General features: G+C 74.2%; 14 protein-coding genes. All 14 read left to right on the forward strand.

Features of this window, described 5'->3' with window-relative positions; all coding sequences use genetic code 11:
• Positions 1-228 precede the first annotated feature (228 nt).
• From IE177_RS22300 to IE177_RS22365, 14 genes are read left to right on the forward strand one after another with little or no spacing between them, the layout of a single operon-like run.
• Positions 229-1,521: an aspartate aminotransferase family protein gene (locus IE177_RS22300; protein ID WP_229816216.1), complete on the forward strand. Its 1,293-nt coding sequence runs from the start codon at positions 229-231 to the stop codon at positions 1,519-1,521.
• A complete protein-coding gene (locus IE177_RS22305) occupies positions 1,518-2,564 on the forward strand; it encodes an ABC transporter ATP-binding protein (protein WP_190017150.1) in 1,047 nt (348 codons plus the stop codon). The genes IE177_RS22300 and IE177_RS22305 overlap by 4 nt, the downstream gene beginning before the upstream one ends.
• Positions 2,561-3,409, forward strand: a complete 849-nt coding sequence (locus IE177_RS22310; RefSeq protein WP_190017151.1) for an ABC transporter permease — start codon at positions 2,561-2,563, stop codon at positions 3,407-3,409. Before IE177_RS22305 ends, IE177_RS22310 begins: the two co-directional genes overlap by 4 nt.
• Entirely contained in the window at positions 3,406-4,206 is an 801-nt protein-coding gene (locus IE177_RS22315; RefSeq protein ID WP_190017152.1) for an ABC transporter permease, read from the forward strand. Before IE177_RS22310 ends, IE177_RS22315 begins: the two co-directional genes overlap by 4 nt.
• A 7-nt stretch (positions 4,207-4,213) precedes the next feature.
• A complete protein-coding gene (locus IE177_RS22320) occupies positions 4,214-5,665 on the forward strand; it encodes a hypothetical protein (protein WP_190017153.1) in 1,452 nt (483 codons plus the stop codon).
• Complete coding sequence (locus tag IE177_RS22325) at positions 5,662-7,755, forward strand: glycosyltransferase (protein WP_229816217.1); 2,094 nt, start codon at positions 5,662-5,664, stop codon at positions 7,753-7,755. The genes IE177_RS22320 and IE177_RS22325 overlap by 4 nt, the downstream gene beginning before the upstream one ends.
• The gene (locus IE177_RS22330; RefSeq protein ID WP_229816218.1) at positions 7,748-8,854 is read left to right on the forward strand and encodes a sugar phosphate nucleotidyltransferase; all 1,107 of its coding nucleotides are present in this window, start codon (positions 7,748-7,750) and stop codon (positions 8,852-8,854) included. Before IE177_RS22325 ends, IE177_RS22330 begins: the two co-directional genes overlap by 8 nt.
• On the forward strand, positions 8,851-9,801 hold the full coding sequence (locus tag IE177_RS22335; protein ID WP_190017154.1) for a carbohydrate kinase family protein: 951 nt from the start codon (positions 8,851-8,853) through the stop codon (positions 9,799-9,801). Before IE177_RS22330 ends, IE177_RS22335 begins: the two co-directional genes overlap by 4 nt.
• A gap of 11 nt (positions 9,802-9,812) precedes the next feature.
• Positions 9,813-12,830 carry a Cof-type HAD-IIB family hydrolase gene (locus IE177_RS35620; RefSeq protein ID WP_308431586.1) on the forward strand — a complete coding sequence of 1,006 codons (3,018 nt, stop codon included), beginning with the start codon at positions 9,813-9,815 and terminating at the stop codon, positions 12,828-12,830.
• A complete protein-coding gene (gene malQ / locus IE177_RS22345; RefSeq protein ID WP_190017155.1) occupies positions 12,827-14,884 on the forward strand; it encodes a 4-alpha-glucanotransferase in 2,058 nt (685 codons plus the stop codon). The genes IE177_RS35620 and malQ overlap by 4 nt, the downstream gene beginning before the upstream one ends.
• An 8-nt stretch (positions 14,885-14,892) precedes the next feature.
• Positions 14,893-16,098 carry a sedoheptulose 7-phosphate cyclase gene (locus tag IE177_RS22350; RefSeq protein WP_190017156.1) on the forward strand — a complete coding sequence of 402 codons (1,206 nt, stop codon included), beginning with the start codon at positions 14,893-14,895 and terminating at the stop codon, positions 16,096-16,098.
• Positions 16,091-16,465, forward strand: coding sequence for a cupin domain-containing protein (locus tag IE177_RS22355; RefSeq protein WP_190017157.1), 375 nt, complete (start codon positions 16,091-16,093; stop codon positions 16,463-16,465). Before IE177_RS22350 ends, IE177_RS22355 begins: the two co-directional genes overlap by 8 nt.
• A complete protein-coding gene (locus IE177_RS22360; RefSeq protein WP_190017158.1) occupies positions 16,446-17,486 on the forward strand; it encodes an ROK family protein in 1,041 nt (346 codons plus the stop codon). The genes IE177_RS22355 and IE177_RS22360 overlap by 20 nt, the downstream gene beginning before the upstream one ends.
• Positions 17,483-18,412, forward strand: coding sequence for an SDR family oxidoreductase (locus IE177_RS22365; protein ID WP_190017159.1), 930 nt, complete (start codon positions 17,483-17,485; stop codon positions 18,410-18,412). Before IE177_RS22360 ends, IE177_RS22365 begins: the two co-directional genes overlap by 4 nt.
• Positions 18,413-18,430: the final 18 nt, after the last annotated feature.

Consider the following 18,430-nt stretch of genomic DNA (forward strand, 5'->3'; position numbering starts at 1 on the left):
CCGGGTCTGTGGTCTCACGGGTCTCTCCTCGGACGGAAGTCGCGGAAGTCGCGGTGTCACCGGTGGAGCTGATCCCCAATCAACCAGAGGGCGCCCACGATCCGCAAGACATTCTGAAACTTTCAGCAACTCCTTGCAGACGGCGCGTGATTGATGTTTGACTCGCCATCGGCGTCGCCCAACGACGCAGCACTGCACGGCAGTTCGCACAGAGGGTTGGGGGCAGCAGTGACAGGTCGGCACCAGCTGGAGAGGCTGGAGCGGGAGGCCGGACATCTGGCACCGGGCGCTTCGGAGGAAGCCGCCGTCGGCCGCCGGGTGTTCGCCGAGGGACGGGGGCCGGTGCTCACGGACCTCGACGGCAACCAGTACCTGGACTTCGCCGCGGGCACCCTGACCCAGTCCCTGGGGCACGGGCATCCCGAGGTCGTCCAGGCCCTGACCGCGCAGGCGCGGCGGCTGTGGAACGTGCACGACTCGGCGACGCCGGACCGTGCCGCGCTGCTGGAACTGCTGGCCAGGCTGCTGCCCGAACGGCTCGACACCTACGCCCTGTTCTCCACCGGGGCGGAGGTCGTCGAGGCGGCCCTGCGGGTGGTGCAGGCGACCGCAGAGCCGGGCCGCAACCGGATCGGCGCCCTGCGGGGCGGCTTCCACGGCAAGACGATGGGCGCGCGGATGCTCGTCCACTGGGACGTCGGCCACCAGTCCTTCGCCGGCAACTCCGTCCTCGGCTACTCGGCGTACTGCTACCGCTGCCCGCTGGGCCTCACCCACCCCTCGTGCGGGCTGCGCTGCGCCTCGCTCGTGCGCCGGCACATCGCCGACAAGCCGAACGTGTCGGCGCTGGTCTTCGAGCCCGTCCTCGGCGCCGCCGGCGTCGTCGTCCCGCCGCCGGGCTACTGGGAGCAGATCGCCGACGCGTGCCGCGCCAACGGCGTGCTCCTCGTCGCCGACGAGGTGCTGACCGGCGGCGGCCGCACGGGGACGTTCCTGGCGAGCGAGCAGTTCGGCGTCGAACCCGACCTGGTGACCATGTCGAAGGGCCTGGCCAGCGGGTTCCCGTTCGCCGTCCTGGCGGGACGGGCGGACCTGCTGCACCATCCGGCGGCCTCGGGAGCGGGTGCGTACGCCTCCACGTACGCGGGCAACCCCCTCGGCGTAGCGGCGGCCCGGGCCACGCTGGAGGTCGTCGAGCGCGACCGGCTCGTCGAGCGGGTGCGCGTCCTCGGGGAACTGCTGCACGAGCGGCTGTCCGCGCTCCCCGCCCGCTTCCCGAACGTGGGCGACGTGCGCGGCCTGGGCCTGCTGTACGGCCTGGAGTTCGTCACGGACCGGCACAGCCGCACCCCCGCCCCGCACCTCGCCCGGGCCGTGTACGCCACCGCCCTCGACCTGGGTCTGCGCGTGGCGCTCGGCGGGCACATCCTGCGGCTGGCCCCGCCGTTCACCGTCGACGAGCCGCTGCTCGACGAGGGTGTGAAGCTGCTGGAACAGGCCCTGGAACGGGTGCTGTCGTGATCGTCGCGGAGAACCTGGTCAAGGAGTTCCGGCTCGCCGAGCGCAGGCCCGGCCTGGCCGGCAGCCTGTCCACCCTCTTCACCCGGCGGCACCGGATCGTCCGCGCGGTCGACGGCGTGTCCTTCACCATCCCGGCCGGCTCGAAGACGGCGTACATCGGCGCCAACGGGGCGGGCAAGTCCACCACGATCAAGATGCTCACCGGCATCATGACGCCCACCAGCGGGCGCTGCCTGGTCCGCGGCATCGAGCCCTACCGGCACCGGCAGGCCAACGCGCGCCGCATCGGGGTCGTCTTCGGCCAGCGCAGCCAGCTGTGGTGGGACCTGTCCGTGCCGGACTCCTTCCGCATCCTGCGCCGCGTCTACGACATCCCCGACGCCGTGTACCGGCGCAATCTCGCCCTGTACCGGGACCTGCTGGACATCGACGCCCTCGGCACGACGCCCGTGCGCCAGCTGAGCCTGGGGCAGCGCATGCGGGCCGAGATCGCGGCGAGCCTGCTGCACGATCCGGCGGTCGTCTTCTGGGACGAGCCGACCATCGGCCTCGACATGGTGCTCAAGGACGCGGTCCGGCACCTGGTCAACCGCGTCCACCAGGAGCTGGGCACGACCGTCGTGCTCACCAGCCACGACATCACGGACATCGCCGCGATCTGCGACAGCGCCCTGGTCGTCGACCGGGGCCGGGTGGTGCACCAGGGCAGCATCCGGGACCTGCTGCGCACCGCCGACCGCCGCTCGGTCCTGTTCGACCACCGGGGCGGGCCCGGCCCCGAGAGCGCCTGTGCCCGGATCGAGCGGGGCCTGCCCGGCGTCAGCGCCGCGTCAGCCGAGGACGGCCGGATCAGGGTCGACTACCCGGTCGACGCGTTCACCTCCCGGCAGGTGCTCGCCTTCCTGCTCGAACACTTCGATCTGGCGGACTGTTACGCGCCCGAGCCCGACCTGGAGGACGTCCTGCGGCGGATCTACGGCGGCGGGCGGCGCGAACCGGTCCCGGCGGAGGTTCCCGGCCCGCGCCAGGAGGGTGCGGCATGAGCGGCACCACCGCGCGGGGGCACGACGGCCGCCGGTCCGCGCGCGCCCGGCACTACCTGCCCTTCGCCACCGGCGGGCTGCAGTCCCTGCTGCAGTACCGCTCGGTGTTCCTGACGACCGGGATCACGGCCGCGGCCGGCGCGGCGGTCACCGTCTTCCTGTGGCGGGCCGTGTACGCCGGCGCCCCGCCCGGCGGCGGTCCGGGCGGCTTCACCACCGAGGGCATCACCACCTATCTGCTGATGGCGCAGGTGCTGCAGATCCTGCACGCCAACCGGGTGGACGACGAGGTCGCGGCCGACGTCTACCGCGGTGACGTCGCCGTCATGCTGGTGCGGCCCGTCAGCTACCCGGTGGTGCGGTTCTTCTCCTGCCTGCCGGTCGTCGCGGCCAACGCCGTCCTGGTCGGCCTGCCCGTCCTGGGGCTGTTCGCCCTGGTCGTGCCGCTCACCGTGCCACGGCCCGGGGACGTCCTGCTGTTCCTGGCGGCCACCGCGCTGTCCGTCCTGCTCGCGTTCCTCGTGAACCTGCTGACCGGGATGCTGGGGTTCGTCACCACCAACACCTGGGGGGTGCGGATGGTGAAGCAGAGCGTGGTCGCCTTCTTCGCCGGTCAGCTCGTGCCCCTCGACCTGATGCCGGCGCCCCTCGCGGCGCTCGCGTCCGCGCTGCCCTTCCGGGGCATGGTCGACGGTCCGCTCACCCTGCTGCTGGGCCGCTACGACGGGGCGGCCGGCGCGGCCGACGTGCTGGCCCGGCAGATCGGCTGGGTGGCCGCTCTCACGCTGCTGAGCGCCGTCCTGTGGCGGGCCTCGCTGAGCCGTCTGGAGGTGCTGGGCGGATGACCCGCACCGTGTGGCGCCATGTGCGGCTGGCCTTCTTCCTCGGCGGCGTCGGACTGCACCGGCTGAGCGCGTACCGCGTGGACTTCGCCCTCGGGGCGGGTGCCTTCCTGGTGCGGGTGGGCCTGCAGACGGCGGTGGTGGGACTGGTCTTCCGCCAGGTCCCCGTGGTGGGCGGCTGGAACTACCACGAGGTGCTGTTCCTGCTCGGCTTCTCCCTGCTGCCGCGCGGCCTGGACCACCTGTTCACCGACCAGCTGTGGGAGCTGGGCCGCAAACTGGTCCAGCGCGGCGAGTTCTACCGCTATCTGATCCGCCCCGTGAACCCGCTGTTCTCGCTGCTGTCGGAGCGCTTCTTCCACCCGGACGGGCTCGGCGAGCTGGCGGTCGGCGGGGTCCTGGTGGGCTGGTCCGGCAGCGCCCTCGGCCTCCACCTCACCCCGCTGCAGTGGGCCGCGGCCCCCTTCCTGGTGCTGTGCGGCGCCCTGGTCCACACCGCGGTGAAGCTGCTGTTCGCCTCGCTGTCCTTCTGGACCGTGACCAGCCTGCCGTCGATGTACGCGGCGAACCAGGTGTCCGAGTTCGCCGCCTATCCGCTGGACATCTACCACCCCTCGCTGCGCGCCCTGCTGACCTGGGTACTGCCCTTCGCCTTCACCTCGTACGTCCCGTGCGTCTACCTGCTGACCGGGGCCACGGATCTGGTGCTCTGGCTGCCCGTGGTGACGGCCGGTGCCCTCGCCCTCGCCCTGGCCGTGTGGCGGCGCGGCGTCAACGCCTACGAAATGACCGGGAGCTGAGCCGCACGTGATCCGTGACGAACACCTCGAACCGCTGCTGCGCGCCGCGTCCTGGATGCCGCGCGATCTCCGCGCCGCCCACCGCTACGAGACGGTCGACCACGTCGAGCTGGGCCCCGGCGAACTGCTGCTGGTCGTGGCCGCCGTCGGGGGTCCCGCCTCGGGCGGGCGGATCGCCGTCCCCGCGCACCGCGACGCCTCGGGAGCCCTGACCGGGGCGGGCGACGACGGGCCCTCGGGACTCGCGGCCGTGCGCCGTGTGCTCACCGGCGCACGGCTGCGCACCACACGCGGGGGGCACGTGGAGTTCCGCCGGGCACCCTCGGCGCCGGCCGGCGAGGTGCGGTGGCTGCCCTTCGACAAGGGCTGGTCCTCCAACGCCCTGTCCCTGGTGGAGATAGACGGCACCCCGCACCTGCACAAGACGTACCGGCTGCTGGACCAGACGGTCCACGAGCCGGAGGTGCTGCGGCTCATGAGCGGCACCGGGCACACGCCCGAGTGGGCCGGCGACTACACGTACACGGATCCCGTGCGCGGGACCCGGCACCCGCTCGGCGTCCTCTACCGCCATGCCCCGGGGCACGGCATCGACGCGCCGCTGCGCGAGAACCTGCGCTCGCTGTGGCCGCTGCTCTCCGGCGGCACCGCTCCGGAACAGCTCGTGTGCTCACATCTGCGGCCGCTGGAGGGCAGGTTGCGGGCCGCCGGCCGATTCCTGAGCGGCTTCCACCGTGATCTGTCGGCCCGGCTGGGCGGCCCCGCCACCGGCTACCCCGTGGCCGACGCCCTGGGCCGGGCCTCGGCGCGACTGGCCGAACTCGCCGGTGCGGACACCCCGCACCCGCGGCCCGCGCGGGACGCGGCCTTCGCCGCCCTCGAAGCGGAAATCGCCGACCTGGAACGCGAGTTCGCCGGCCGTCCGACGGCTGCCACGGGCGGTCCCTGCCACGGCGACCTGCACCTGTCGCACCTGCTGTGCGCCGAAGGCGACGACGGCACCTGGCGGATGAGCGTCATCGACCTGTCCACGCCCGCCCTCCCCTGCGACGGCCCCGGCTACGCGGCACAGTCGCCCCTGCAGGACCTCGTCGCCGTCCAGCGCGCGCTGGAGTACTTCGCGGCCGACGAGGCGGCCTTCGAGAGCGCCCGCCGGCTCGGCGTCGACTCGACGCGGACCATGAACGGCTCCCTGGACGGCGCCCCCGGCCTGCCGCCCGCCGCCCGGTCGGTGCTGGGACACGTCTTCCGCACCGCGGACACCTGGCGCGAACGCGTCCTGCACCTGCTGCTCGGACCCGCCTCGGACAACCCGCTGCGGCGGCTGCTGTACCTGCGCCGGCTCCTGCACGAACTGGGCTACAACCACGACCACGCCCGCCCCTACCACGCCGCGATCGACCTGCGCCACGCGCTGGCGCTGGCCGCCCCCGCCCCGACGACCCCCGCGAGGACATGACCGTCGTGAACGCGCCCCGGATGCACATCATCGAGACCTACTTCGAGTGCTGCGGCTTCGACCACACGTTCCTGCAGGGCGGCACCTCCGTGTACCTGTGGAACCTGTCCAGGACCTTCGCCGCCCGCGGCCACCGCGTCTCCATCGTCACGCCCGCCCACGGCAGGCTGGACGACCTGCGCCGGCGCTACGAGGTGGAGGACCTGCCCTACGAGGACGCCTACACGCTGCCCGTGGTGCTCGACCCCCGGGTCTGGCAGGGCTTCGGCGCGCAGGCGGACCTGGCGCTGCGCACCACCGCCCACCGCATCCGCCTGGAGGGCGTGGACCTGTACTTCCTCTCCAACGACTACCTGGACCGCCTGCCGGACACCTTCTACCCGCCGTACTCCGCCAAGGGCCGGGACCTGGTCTTCTTCAAGCCGCTGGTGTTCCAGGTGGACAGCGTGCGGTTCCTGCGCACCTGGTTCGCCGGCGAGAAGGCCGTCGTCCACGCACACGAGCCGTACTACCACTACCTGCTGCCCGCGGCCCTGCGCGGGGACCCGGAGAAGCTGGTCGTCAGCAACGTGCAGAGCAACATGCCGATCGCCAAGAAGGTGTACGCGCCCGAGGTCGAGCGCCTCTTCGAACTGCTCGGCGTGGACGTCGGGCTCCCCGGCCCGGACCCCGAGCCCGACGTGCCCGCGGCCGTCGTGCAGTACCAGCAGCTCACGCACCTGCACTACACCTACCCGCCGGACCACGTGGCGGTGTACGAACTGACCGCCGAGCACGCCGACCTGATCGACTTCCTGTCGCCCGGTCAGCTCGACTTCTACGCGGGCTTCCGGGACACGCCGTTCGAGCTGCTCTTCCAGCGGCTCCCGATCGCCGCCACGGTACGCCGCAACGCGCACAAGATGTTCGTCGGCGGCTGCGCCATCTCCGACCGGTGGCTGTCCTGGGACCCCGCCGGGGTGGACCGGGCGGAGGTGCTCGGCGGCCTCGGCCTCGACCCCGCGCTGCCGACGTTCTTCCACAACGCCCGCTACGCCGTCCACCACAAGGGCCAGGTCGAGCTGATGCGGGCCGTGGACCGGGTGCTGGGCGAGGGACTGAAGGCCAACTTCGTCATCCGGTGCATCTCCGGCAACGGCATCGACGACCCGTTCTTCCACGAGGTCGCCGCGCGCCACCCGGCCCGGCTGCACTTCGAGTGGGAACGCGTGCCGGAGGAACGTGTCTTCGCCTGCGCCGCCGCCTGCGACTTCGCCCTGTTCCCCTCCAAGTTCGAGATGGACACCTTCCTGATCGCCCAGGGCGAGGCCATGGCCGTGGGCGCGGTACCGATCGCCACGGACCAGCGCGGCATGGAGCACTTCCGGCACGCCGACGGCCCGGAGACGGCCACCGGTTACGCCGTGAACCGGTCCTTCGCCGAGGACGACGAGCTGCTCACCGCCGCGCTCGCGGACCGCATCCGGCAGGCCGCGGCGCTGTGGACGGACGATCCCGGCCGCTACCGCGAGCTGTCCGGGCGCGCCGCGGCCGTCGCCCGGGCCTTCACCTGGGACCACTGCGCCGACCTGCACCTGGCGGCGTTCACCCGCCTGTGGGAGGGCCGGGCCGCGGCTCCCGCGACCGAACTGGCGCTCCGCCACGGATGGTTCGACCTGCTCGACGACGACCGGGGCACCACCGCCGCGGCGGTCGAGCACGGTGACATCGAGGCCTACGAGCGCCGTGCCCCGTTCGACGCGGACGCGGCCCTGCGCATGTTCCGTGCCGCGTGGCGGCGGGCCGACTTCGCCGCATGCGAGCGGGTCCTCGGCCGCCTGCCCGGGGCGGTACCCGAGGAGGAGACCGCCCGGCTGCGGCGGCGTTCGCGCGTCCTGCCCGACGGCCGGCTGGAGTACCGGCTGCCGCACGCCGAACGGGTGGAAGTCGTCGAGGCCCGGCGAGGCTCGGCCAGGGCCCTGCCGGACGTACGCACCCTGGAACGCACCGGTCCGGGGACCTTCGTGGGCGAGGCGCCCCACGCCGATGGCCTGTTGCTGCTCACCCTGTCCTCCGGCCGGGTGACCTGGGACGAGGTGCGTCATGGCTGATCTGCGTGGCGTGCGCGCGGTGCTGCTCGCGGGCGGCGAGGGACGCCGGATGGGCCCGCTCGGCACGGCGCGGCCGAAGCCGCTGGTCCCCTACGGCGGCACCTGCCGGCTCATCGACTTCAGCCTGGCCAACGCCCGTGCCTCGGGCCTGCCGGAGGTGCTGCTGCTCTCCCAGTACGAGGAACGGCTGCTGATGGACGACCTGCGGCGGGTGTGGAACACCGGGCCGGACTTCCGGGTGCACTTCGGCCCCTACGACGCCGCCTACCGCGGACAGGGACTGCCGCACCGGCTTCCCCGGCGCACCTGGCCGCTGGAGCGCGGCACCGCGGACGCCCTGATCCGCAAGGCCGAACACGTCTTCACCGAGGGCACCGAGGACGTCCTCGTCCTGCACGCCGACCACGTCTACCGGTACGACTACGGTCCGCTGGTGGCGGAGCACCGGGCCTCGGGCGCGGCGCTGACCGTCGCCTACCAGCGCATCGAGCGGCGCTGGGTGCACCTGTTCGGCATGGTCCGCTTCGACGGCGGCGGCCGGCTCGCCGAGTTCACGGAGAAGCCCGAGGAGCCCACCTCCGACCTGGTCTTCGCGGCCTTCTGCGTCTTCGACGCCGCCGTGCTGCGCCGGTACCTGACCGAGCTGGACGGCACCGGCTGGCAGCACGACATCAGCCGGGACGTCATTCCCGCGATGCTCGCGGCCGGGGAGCACATCCGCGGCCACGAGGTGCGCGGCCACTGGGAGGACATCGGCACCGTCGAGCGGTACCACCGGGCCCACCTGGCCCTCGCCTCGGGGCCGCGGGCGCCGCTGCCCGTGGCGCGCATGCCGCGGACGGTGCGGCCGGCGGTCGGGCGGCGCTGGGTCGCCGACGCCCCCGGGGTACGCGCGTCGGTGATCCCGTCGGACCTCGTCAACGACGGGCTCGTGGCGGACAGCGTGCTCTTCCCGGGAGTCCGCGTCGGCGCGGGCGCGCGGGTGCGGCGCAGCGTGGTGCTGCCCGGCGCGGTGATACCGCCCGACGCCGACATCGACGGGGCGGTCGTCCTGGAGGACGGACGCATTCAGCACGTTGCCGAAGGAGCGAACGCATGACCCTGCCCGAGACCCACAGCGGTGAACAGCGCCCGAGCGACTACGACGTCCTGGTGGTCGGCGGGGTCGGCGTGGACACCATCGTGCGCGTGGACGAGCTGCGCGTGCCGCCGGGCGACTCGGTGTTCGTGGAGCCGCTGCGGGACTACGTCGGGCACACCGGCAACGGTGTGGCCCTCGGATGGCACGAACTCGGCCTGCGCACCAAGTTCATCGACTTCCTCGGCGACGACCCGCAGGGCCGCATGGTGCTGGAGCACTACGCCGGCCACGGCCTCGACTTCAGCCACCTCGTCTCGCCGCACGGCACCCCGCGCTCGGCGAACCTGGTCGACCCCCAGGGCCGCCGCTTCTCCTTCTACGACGGCCGCCACCCGGCCGACCTCCGGCTGCCCCGCGACTTCTACCTGCCCTTCCTGCGGCGCGCGGCCCACGTCCACCTGTCGATCATCGGCCACAACCAGGACATGTACGAGGACGTCCACCGCCTCGGCGTCACCAGCTCCACCGACCTGCACGACTGGGACGGGCACAACCCGCACCACCGGCACTACGCCCTCAACTCCGACTACGTCTTCCTCAGCGCGGCGGCGATCCACGGCCGGCTGCACCAGGTGCTGCGGTCCGTCGTCGACGAGGGCCGGGCCCGGTTCGTGGTGGCCACCGACGGCGCCGACGGCTGCCACGTGCTGGAGCGCGGCGACGACCGAGTCCGCCACTTCCCCGCCGTACGCCCCGAGCGTCCGGTGGTGGACAGCAACGGCGCCGGTGACGCGTTCGTCACCGCGTTCCTCCACTCCTGGTTCGAGGGGCGCCCACTGCAGGAGTGCGTGCTGGCCGGCTCGGTGGCGGGGGCGTTCGTGTGCGGCAGTGTGGGCACCCACACCGAGTTCATCGACCTGCCGGGGCTGCGCGCGGCCAGTGCGCGCGCCGCGGTGAGCCGGTGAGGGGCGGGCGCATGCACGTCATCCACTTCGCCTTCGAGTGCGGCGGGTTCGACAACCGCCTGATGCGCGGCGGGCTGTCACCGCTGGTGTGGAACCTGTCGCGCGAGTACGCGGCGCGCGGGCACCGCGTCTCGCTGGTCACTCCCGCGCACGGGCTCCTAGGCACCCTGCGGCGCGACCACCCGGTAGAGGAACTGCCCTACGCCGACGAGCACCGCGTCCCGCTGGTGCTCGACCCCAAGGTGTGGCCGGACCACCCGGCCGAGATCGGTCTGGAGCTGACCACCCGGGCCCACCGGCTGCGGATCGACGGCGTGGACGTCTACTTCCTCTCCGACGCCTTCCTCGACCTGCTGCCCGACCGCCTGTACCCCCCGCCCGGCGCCGAGGGCCGCGACCTGGCGTACTTCAAGCCGCTGGTGTTCCAGGTCGCCGGGGCGCGGTTCGTCCAGCGGTACCTCGGCGGCGAGGAGGCCGTGGTCCACGGCTTCGAACCGTACTACCACTACCTGCTGCCACCCGTGTTCGCGGGCGACCCGTCCGTGCGGACGGTCAGCACGGTCGCGGCGAACGCGCCCGTCACCCAGGGCGTGTACCGCCCGCAGGTGGAGCGTGTGCTGGAGTTGTTCGGCGTGCGGTCGGACCTGGACGCGCTGGAGGAGCCGCTGCCCGCCGAGGACAGTCCGGAGGCGACCATGGCCCGGGCCCTGGCGGGCACCAGGATGCACGTCGAACACGGCCCGGACCACGTCGCCTGCCTGCCGCTGATCCTGGCGCACGCCGATCTCGTCGACTTCGTCTCGCCCGGTCAGCGGGACTACTGCAGCACGTTCCGCGACACCCCGTTCGAGGCGCTGTTCCGCACCCTGCCGGTGTCCCGCATGCTGCGCGAGCAGGCGCACAAGCTGCTCATGGGGGGCTGCGGGATATCCGACGGCTGGCTGGCCCGCGATCCGGGGGCCGTCGACCGCGAGGCGGTCCTGCGCTCCCTGGGCCTCGACCCCGCCCTGCCGGTCTTCTACCACGCCGCCCGCTACGCGGTGCACCACAAGGGCCAGCTGGAGCTGATACGCGCGGTCGAGGAGGTGCTGGACAGCGGTACGGAGGCGGTCTTCGTCCTCCGCTTCGCCACCAGTGGGGGCGGCGGGCAGCCGGCGCCCGTGGGCAACGCGTACTTCCAGAACGTCGCCGACCGGCATCCCGGGCGGATCCACCTGGACTGGCGGCTGGCCGACGAGGACACCCTGTTCGAGCAGGCCGCGTGTGCCGACTTCTGCGTCTTCCCCTCGAAGTTCGAGCTGGACGGGTTCCTCATCGCCCAGGCGGAGGCGATGGCGTGCGGCGCGGTGCCGATCGCGACCGCGCAGAGCGTCACGGCGCACTTCGGGCACGCCCTCCCCCCGGACGACCCGCGGGCCACCGGTCTGTCGCTGCCGGGCTCCTTCCGGGACGACGACCCGGACCTCACCCGCGCGCTCACCGAGCGGATACGCGAGGCCGCGGCGCTGTGGCGCACGGCCCCCGACGAGTACGCCCGGTTGTCGGCCAACTCACGTGCCACGGCGCGCCGGTTCACCTGGGAACGCAGCGCGGACCGGCGGCTGGCGGCCTTCGCCGGCCTGCTGAGCGGCCGGTCCCGGCCGTTCCCCGCCGAGGACGCGATCCGGTACGGCTGGTTCGACGCCCTGCCGGCCCCCGCCTGGGTCCGGCACCGCCGGCTGGTCGCGGAGTCCGCCGCGGCCCTGGGCGACGCGGCGGCCTACGGGCGGTGCGCACCGCTCGACGAGGAGGCGTACGGCCGGCTCTTCGAAGCCGCCTACGGGCGAGCCGACTTCGTGCGGTGCGCCGGGACGGCGCGCGCGGCCGGCCGGGAGGACTGGGCGGCGCGGGTGCGCGAACGGTGCACGGTGCGCCGGGAACCGGCGGGCCGCTGGCTGGTCGAGTACCGGCACCCGGCGGCGCGGCACGTGGAGGTGGCGGTGCCGGGCACCGGGGCCCCGCCGACGCGGCTGGAGTCCCGCGCGGAGGCCATCGCCTCGGACGAGGCCGTGCCCACGGGCAGCGGAGTCGTCCTGGCGCCGCTGGCGCCGGCCGGAGAGGGCGTCTTCCGCGGCGTCCTGGACGGGCCGCCCATCGGGCACCATCTGCTGGTCATGGTGACCCTGGCCTCGGGGCGCGTCACCTGGGACACCGTGCCGTTCGACGCCCCGGCGGGCCGCCCACCGTACCGGCTGGTGGCGACCGACCTCGACGGCACGCTCCTGCGCAGCGACCAGACCGTCTCCGACCGCACCCTGCGGGCCCTGGCCGCGGCGGCCGGGGCGGGAGCCCACCACCTCGTGGTCACCGGCCGGCCCGCCACCGCCTGCAAGCAGTACCTGGCCGCGCTCGGCTACCGCGGACTGGCGGTGTGCGGGCAGGGCGCCCAGCTCTACGACGCCGACGCCGACCGGCTGCTCAGCTCGGCCTCCCTCGACGTGGATCTCGCGCGGCACGTGGTCGAACGCGTGGAGGCCGCGCTGGGGCCGCTGGAGCTGGGCGTCGTGACGGCGCCACCCGAGAGCCGTTTCAAGGTCACTCCCCGGTTCGGCGAGCGGGTCCGGCACGGCTGGGACGTCACGACCGACCGGCGGCTGCTGTGGACGGACCCCATCGACAAGCTGGTGCTGCACCACACGAGCGTGCCGGAGGACGAAGTGGAGTCGGTGGCACGGGAGTTGTTTGGTGACGAGGTCACCGTGGTGCACTCGGTGCAGGGCATGGTCGAGGTGCTGCCCGCGGGCACCACCAAGGCGGCCGGGGTGGAACGGGCGGCACGGCTCCTCGGGTTCGAGGCGGCCGAGACCGTCGCGTTCGGTGACATGCCCAACGACATCCCGCTGCTCGCCTGGGCCGGGCACGGCGTCGCCGTGGGCAACGCCCACCCGGCGCTGCGGGCGATGGCCGACGAGGTCGCGCCCGGGAACGACGAGGACGGCGTCGCCGTCGTCCTGGAACGCCTCTTCGGCACGCCGGAGCGGACCGCATGACCGACACGACCGGTCTCCTGCGGCAACTGGCGCGGGCCCACGGGATATCCACCGCCTACACCACCGACCGGGGACATCGGGTCGAGGTGTCCCCCGGCACCCTGGTGGCCGTACTCGCCGCGTGCGGGGTGGACGCGGCCACCGGCGCCGCGGCCCGTGCCGCGCTGGCGGCCCACCGCGAGCGCACGGCGGCCCGGCTGCTGCCGGACTGCGTCGTGGCGCGCGGCGGCACCGCCCCGCGGCTCGCCCTGCCCACCGGCGGCACGGCGGAGGTGGAGCTGGAGGAGGGCGGAACGGCACCCCTGTCCGGCCCCCTCCCGGCCGGCCGGCACACCGTGCACGTCACCGTGCCGGGGCGCACGGAGTCCGCGCCGCTGTTCGCCGTACCGCAACGGCTGCCCGTACCGGCCGGACGGCACTGGGGCTTCCTCGTCCAGCTGTACTCGGTGCTCTCGCGCCGTTCCTGGGGCATGGGCGACCTCGGAGACCTCGCGGAACTGGCGTCATGGTCGGGCCGCGCCCTCGGGGCGGACTTCGTGCAGCTCGGCCCGCTGCACGCCGTCGAACCCGGGCCGCTGCCCGATCCGTCGCCGTACCGGCCCAGTTCGCGCCGCTACCCCGACCCGATGCACGTCAGGGTGGAGGCGATCCCGGAGTACGCCCGCCTGGCCGGTGAGGCACGGCGCACCGCCGACCGGTGCGCCGCCCGCGCGCGGGCCCTGAACGAGGGCGTGCTGCGCGGCGGCCTGCTCATCGACCGGGAGACGGTGCGCAGGCTCAAGCACGAGGCGCTGCGGGCGGTGCACCAGGTGCCCCTGCCACCCGGACGGGCGGCCGCGTTCGCGGAGTTCACCGCCCGTGAGGGGCAGGACCTGACGGACTTCGCCACCTGGTGCGCGCTGGCCGGCGTGCACGGCGGGGCCTGGCACTCCTGGCCGGCCGGGCTGCGCGACCCGCGCTCGCCGGACGTGGCCCGCGCCCGCGAGGAGCTGGCCGCCGAGGTCGCCTTCCACCGCTGGCTGGCCTGGGTCACCGACGAGCAGCTGGCCGCCGCGCAGGCGGCGGCCACGGACGCCGGCATGCGCATCGGCCTGATCCACGACCTCGCGGTCGGGGTCGCCCCGCAGGGCGCCGACACCTGGGCGCTGCGGGACTGCCTGGCCGCGGGGATGAGCGTGGGCGCGCCGCCGGACGACTTCAACCCGCACGGCCAGGACTGGGGCCAGCCGCCCTGGCGCCCCGACGCGCTCGCCGCCTCCGGCTACCGGCCGCTGGCCGGGCTGCTGCGGGCCGGGCTCCGGCACGCGGGCGCCCTGCGGATCGACCATGTGATGGGCCTGTTCCGGCTGTGGTGGGTGCCGGAGGGCCGGCCGCCGTCCGAGGGCACCTACGTCCGCTACGACGGCGAGGCGATGCTCGGCGTGCTGACGCTGGAGGCCCACCGCGCCGGGGCCGCCGTGATCGGCGAGGACCTGGGCACCGTCGAGGCGGCGGTCCGCACCTCGCTCGACGAGTGCGGCGTCCTCGGCACGTCCGTGCAGCGCTTCGAGTACCTCGGCGGGTCCGAGGGCCGCCTCGGACCGCTGCCGCCCGAGCAATGGCGGCGGGACTGCCTGGCCACGCTCACCACCCACGATCTGCCCGCGACCGCCGCCTGGCTGAGCGGCGAGCACGTGGAACTGCGCGCGCGGCTGGGCCTGCTGACCCGCCCGGAGGAGGAGGAGAAGGCCGAGGCCGCCGCCGAGCGCGACGGCTGGCTGGCCGAGCTGGAGCGGCTCGGGCTGCTGCCCGACCCGGACGGTGACGTGGTCGCGCTGCACCGCTTCCTGTGCCGCACCCCGGCCCGTCTGCTCGGCGTCTGGCTGCCCGACGCGACCGGCGACCGCAGACCGCAGAACATACCCGGCACGTCCACCGTGCACCCCAACTGGCGGCTGCCCGTCAGCGACGGCCGGGGCCGTCCCGTACCGCTGGAGGACCTTCCCGGCCGGCCCCTCGTGGCCGCTCTGGCCCGGGTGTTCGAGGACCTCCGGCGGCAAGGTGAGAACACTTGAGGAGAGAGATGTCAGGCCAGGTTCTTGATCGGGTCGATCATCCGCCGGCGGGGGTCCGCGAGGACCCCGGCGGGTTCGACCTGAGCGCACCGGACGGCACCCGGTACCGGGTCGACCTCACCACAGCGGTGCTCGACCCCCGCAACACCCTGCTCGCCCGCCACCTGGAGGGCCGCCGGGTCGTGGCCTTCGTCAGCCCGGCCGTCGACCGGCTCTACGGCGACCGGCTGCGCGCCTACCTGGACGCCCACGCCCGGCGCGGCCAGTGGACCCTGCACGTGATCCGGACCGGCGAGCACCACAAGACGCTGGCGGCGGCGGAGCACGTCTGCGCCCTCGCCAAGGCCGACGGGCTGGACCGGCACGGGCTGATGCTCGCGGTCGGCGGCGGCATCGTCGCCGACGTCGTGGGCTTCGCCGCGTCCATCTACGCCCGGGGCATCCGCTACATCAAGGTCAACACCACCCTGGTGGGCCAGGTGGACGTGGGCGTGGGGGTGAAGACCGGCGTCAACGCCCTGCAGACGAAGAACATGTTCGGCGCCTACCACCCGGCGCACGCCTCCCTGAACGACCCCGCCTTCCTCGCCACGCTGCCGCACCGGGAGATCCGCTGCGGGCTCGCCGAGATCGTGAAGATGGCCGTGATCCTGGACGACGGCCTGTTCCGGACCCTGGAACGGCACCCGGACGTCTTCCGGCGCCTCGGCGACGGCGACCCGGACCACTCGCACGGCGACCTGGAGACCTACGTCCTGCGCACGTCGATGCGTCTGATGATGGAGGAGCTCTGCCCCAACCTCCAGGAGCACGACCTGGCCCGGCTCGTCGACTTCGGCCACACCTTCAGCCCCGTCGTCGAGACGGCGGGCGGCCACCGGCTGGAGCACGGTGAGGCGGTCGCCGTCGACATGGCGCTGTCCGCGCACGTGGCGCGCCTGCTGGGGCTCGCCGACGACGAGACCTGCGAGCGCGTCGTGAGGCTGCTGCGCCGGATCGGGCTGCCGGTGTTCGATCCCCTCACCTGCACCCCGGGCCTGATGACGCAGGCCCTGCGGGCGTCCTGGCAGCGCCGGGGCCGCAAGCTGCACCTCGTCGTGCCGACGGGCATCGGCAAGGCGGCCTTCGTCGAGGAGCTGGAGGACCTGCCCGGGGAGGTCCTGGTGGCCGCGCTGGAGGCGCTTGCCGCGGACGGGGAGCGGCGCGATGCCTGAGGCCGTGGTGAACCTGCGGGACCTGCTGGCCGGCAAGGAGCGGGACCACGGCGGTCTCGGCACGATCCTCGCCCACCGCGTCTTCGCCCGCCGGCCCGGCTCCCCGGGCGCCGCCTTCATCGACCTGGCCGTCCTGCCGCCGGGCACGTCGATCGGACGGCACCGGCACGGCGCGGACCGCGAGACCTACGTGGTGCTCGACGGCGGCGGCCTGATGTACCGGGACGGCGAGGAGTTCCGGGTGGACACCGGCGACGTCGTCGTCAACGACCCCCACGGGGAGCACGGTCTGCTCAACGACGGTGAGCGGGACCTGTGGCTGCTCGTCTTCGAGGAGGAGGAACCGGGTGAGCGGCGTGCCGGCTGACGACGTGTACACCGTGCTCGACGTGGGCGGCACCACGCTGCGGGTCGGCACCTACGACCCGGCGACGGGCGCCCTGTCCGCGGTGCGCCGGATGCCGGTCGACGGCATGCACCGCCACCCGGGCACACCGGTGCCCGCGCTGCAGCGGCGGGTGGTGGACCAGATCGTGCGCGAGGCCGGCGCGCACACCGGCGGGCGGCCGCCGCGGGCGCTGGGCGTGGCGTTCGCCGGACCGATCTCGGCCGCGGGCCTCGTGCTCGCCGCCCCCACCGTCTGGGGGCTGCGCGGGGACCCGCTGCCGCTCGGCGACCTGCTCACCGAGCGGACCGGCGCGCCGGCCGTCGTGGTGAACGACCTGACGGCGGCGGCCTGGCGGTACGCCGCCACCGAGCCCGGGGACTTCTGCCTGCTGACCGTCAGCTCCGGCATCGGCAACAAGGTGTTCCGCGGCGGCGAGGTCCTCGTCGACCCCGACGGCCACGGCGGCGAGCTGGGCCACTGGGTCTGCGACCCCTCTCCCGACGCGCCGCTGTGCGACTGCGGGGCCCGGGGGCACCTAGGCGCCGTCGCCTCCGGGCGCGGCGTGCTGGCCGCGACCCGCCGGGCCGCGCTCGCCGACGCCGCCGCCTTCCGCGGCTCCCGGATCGCCGCGCTGTGCGAAGGCCGGGTGGAGCGGATCGACAACCGGGCCGTCGCCGAGGCGGTCCGCGCGGGCGACCCCTTCGCGACGGAGGTGCTGCGCGGGACCCTGACCCCGCTCGCCCAGGCGATCACCGGTGTGTTCACGTCGATCGGGGTCTGCCGCTACATCCTGATGGGCGGCTTCGCCCTGGCGGTCGGCGAACCGTACCGGCGCCTGCTGGTCGCCGAGCTGGTGCGGCTGGGCTGCTTCGGCCTCGTTCCCGGCGACGTCGACGCCATGGTGTCCCTCGGTGTCGCCGACGACGACCACGGGCTGATCGGCGTCGGCCGGCTGCTGGCGGAGCGCGCGCCGGTGCCCTTCTCCCAGGGGGCGTCGTGACCGGTGAGAGCACCCTCGTCGTGGGCAGCGGACTGGTCGGCGCGGGGATAGCCCGGCGGCTGGCGTCGGCGGGGGAGGCGGTGACACTGGTGTCGCGCCGCCCGCCCGCCCTGCCGCCCGAGGCGTACGGGGCCCGCTGGGACGCCCTGGACGCCACCGACGCCGGGGCCTGCGGGCGGCTGCTCGACCGGCTGCGTCCCGGGCGCGCCGTGCTGGTGCACGGGCCGTCCGACGTCACCTGGTGCGAGGACCATCCGGACGAGGCCAGGGCCGCGCACGTCGCCGTGTCGGACACCTTCGCCTCGCTGGCGCCGGACGCGCGGATCGTCATGATCTCCACCGACAACGTCTTCGGCGGCGACTCGGCACACCACACCGAGAGCACCCCCGTAGCCCCGGCGAACGCCTACGGCCGGGCGAAGCTGGCGGCCGAGGAGGCGCTGCTGGCGAAGGCGCCCCGGGCCGTCGCGCTGCGCGTCAGCCTCGTCTACGGCCACGAGCCGGCCGACGCGGGCAAGTGGCTCAACTTCTTCGCCGCCTGCGCCCACCGGCTGCGGCGGGGCGAGCCGGTCGAGGCGCCCGACGACCACTGGACGACACCGGTCCTGGTGGACGACGTGGCGGAGGTGACGGCGGCGGTCCTGCGCGCAGGGCACCCGCTGCCCCCGGTGCTGCACCTGGGCGGCCCCGACCGCGTCACGCGCGCCGAGTGGGCCGGCGTCATCGCCCGGGCGCTGGGAGCACCGGCGGGCCTGGTGATCCCGGTCCCGCGCGCCCGCACGCGCTACGCCTCCCGTCCGGTGAACGCCTGCCTCGCCAGCGAGGTGCTGCCGGACCTTCCCGCCACCGGGGGGATCGCCGTACGGGGGGTGCGCGAGGGAGCGCGCCTGCTGGCGCCCGCCTTCGGCGGCACCCCGGCCGTCTGAACACGCCCCCGCACGCAC

This window comes from Streptomyces lucensis JCM 4490, assembly GCF_014650035.1.
Classification (GTDB): Bacteria; Actinomycetota; Actinomycetes; order Streptomycetales; family Streptomycetaceae; genus Streptomyces; species Streptomyces lucensis.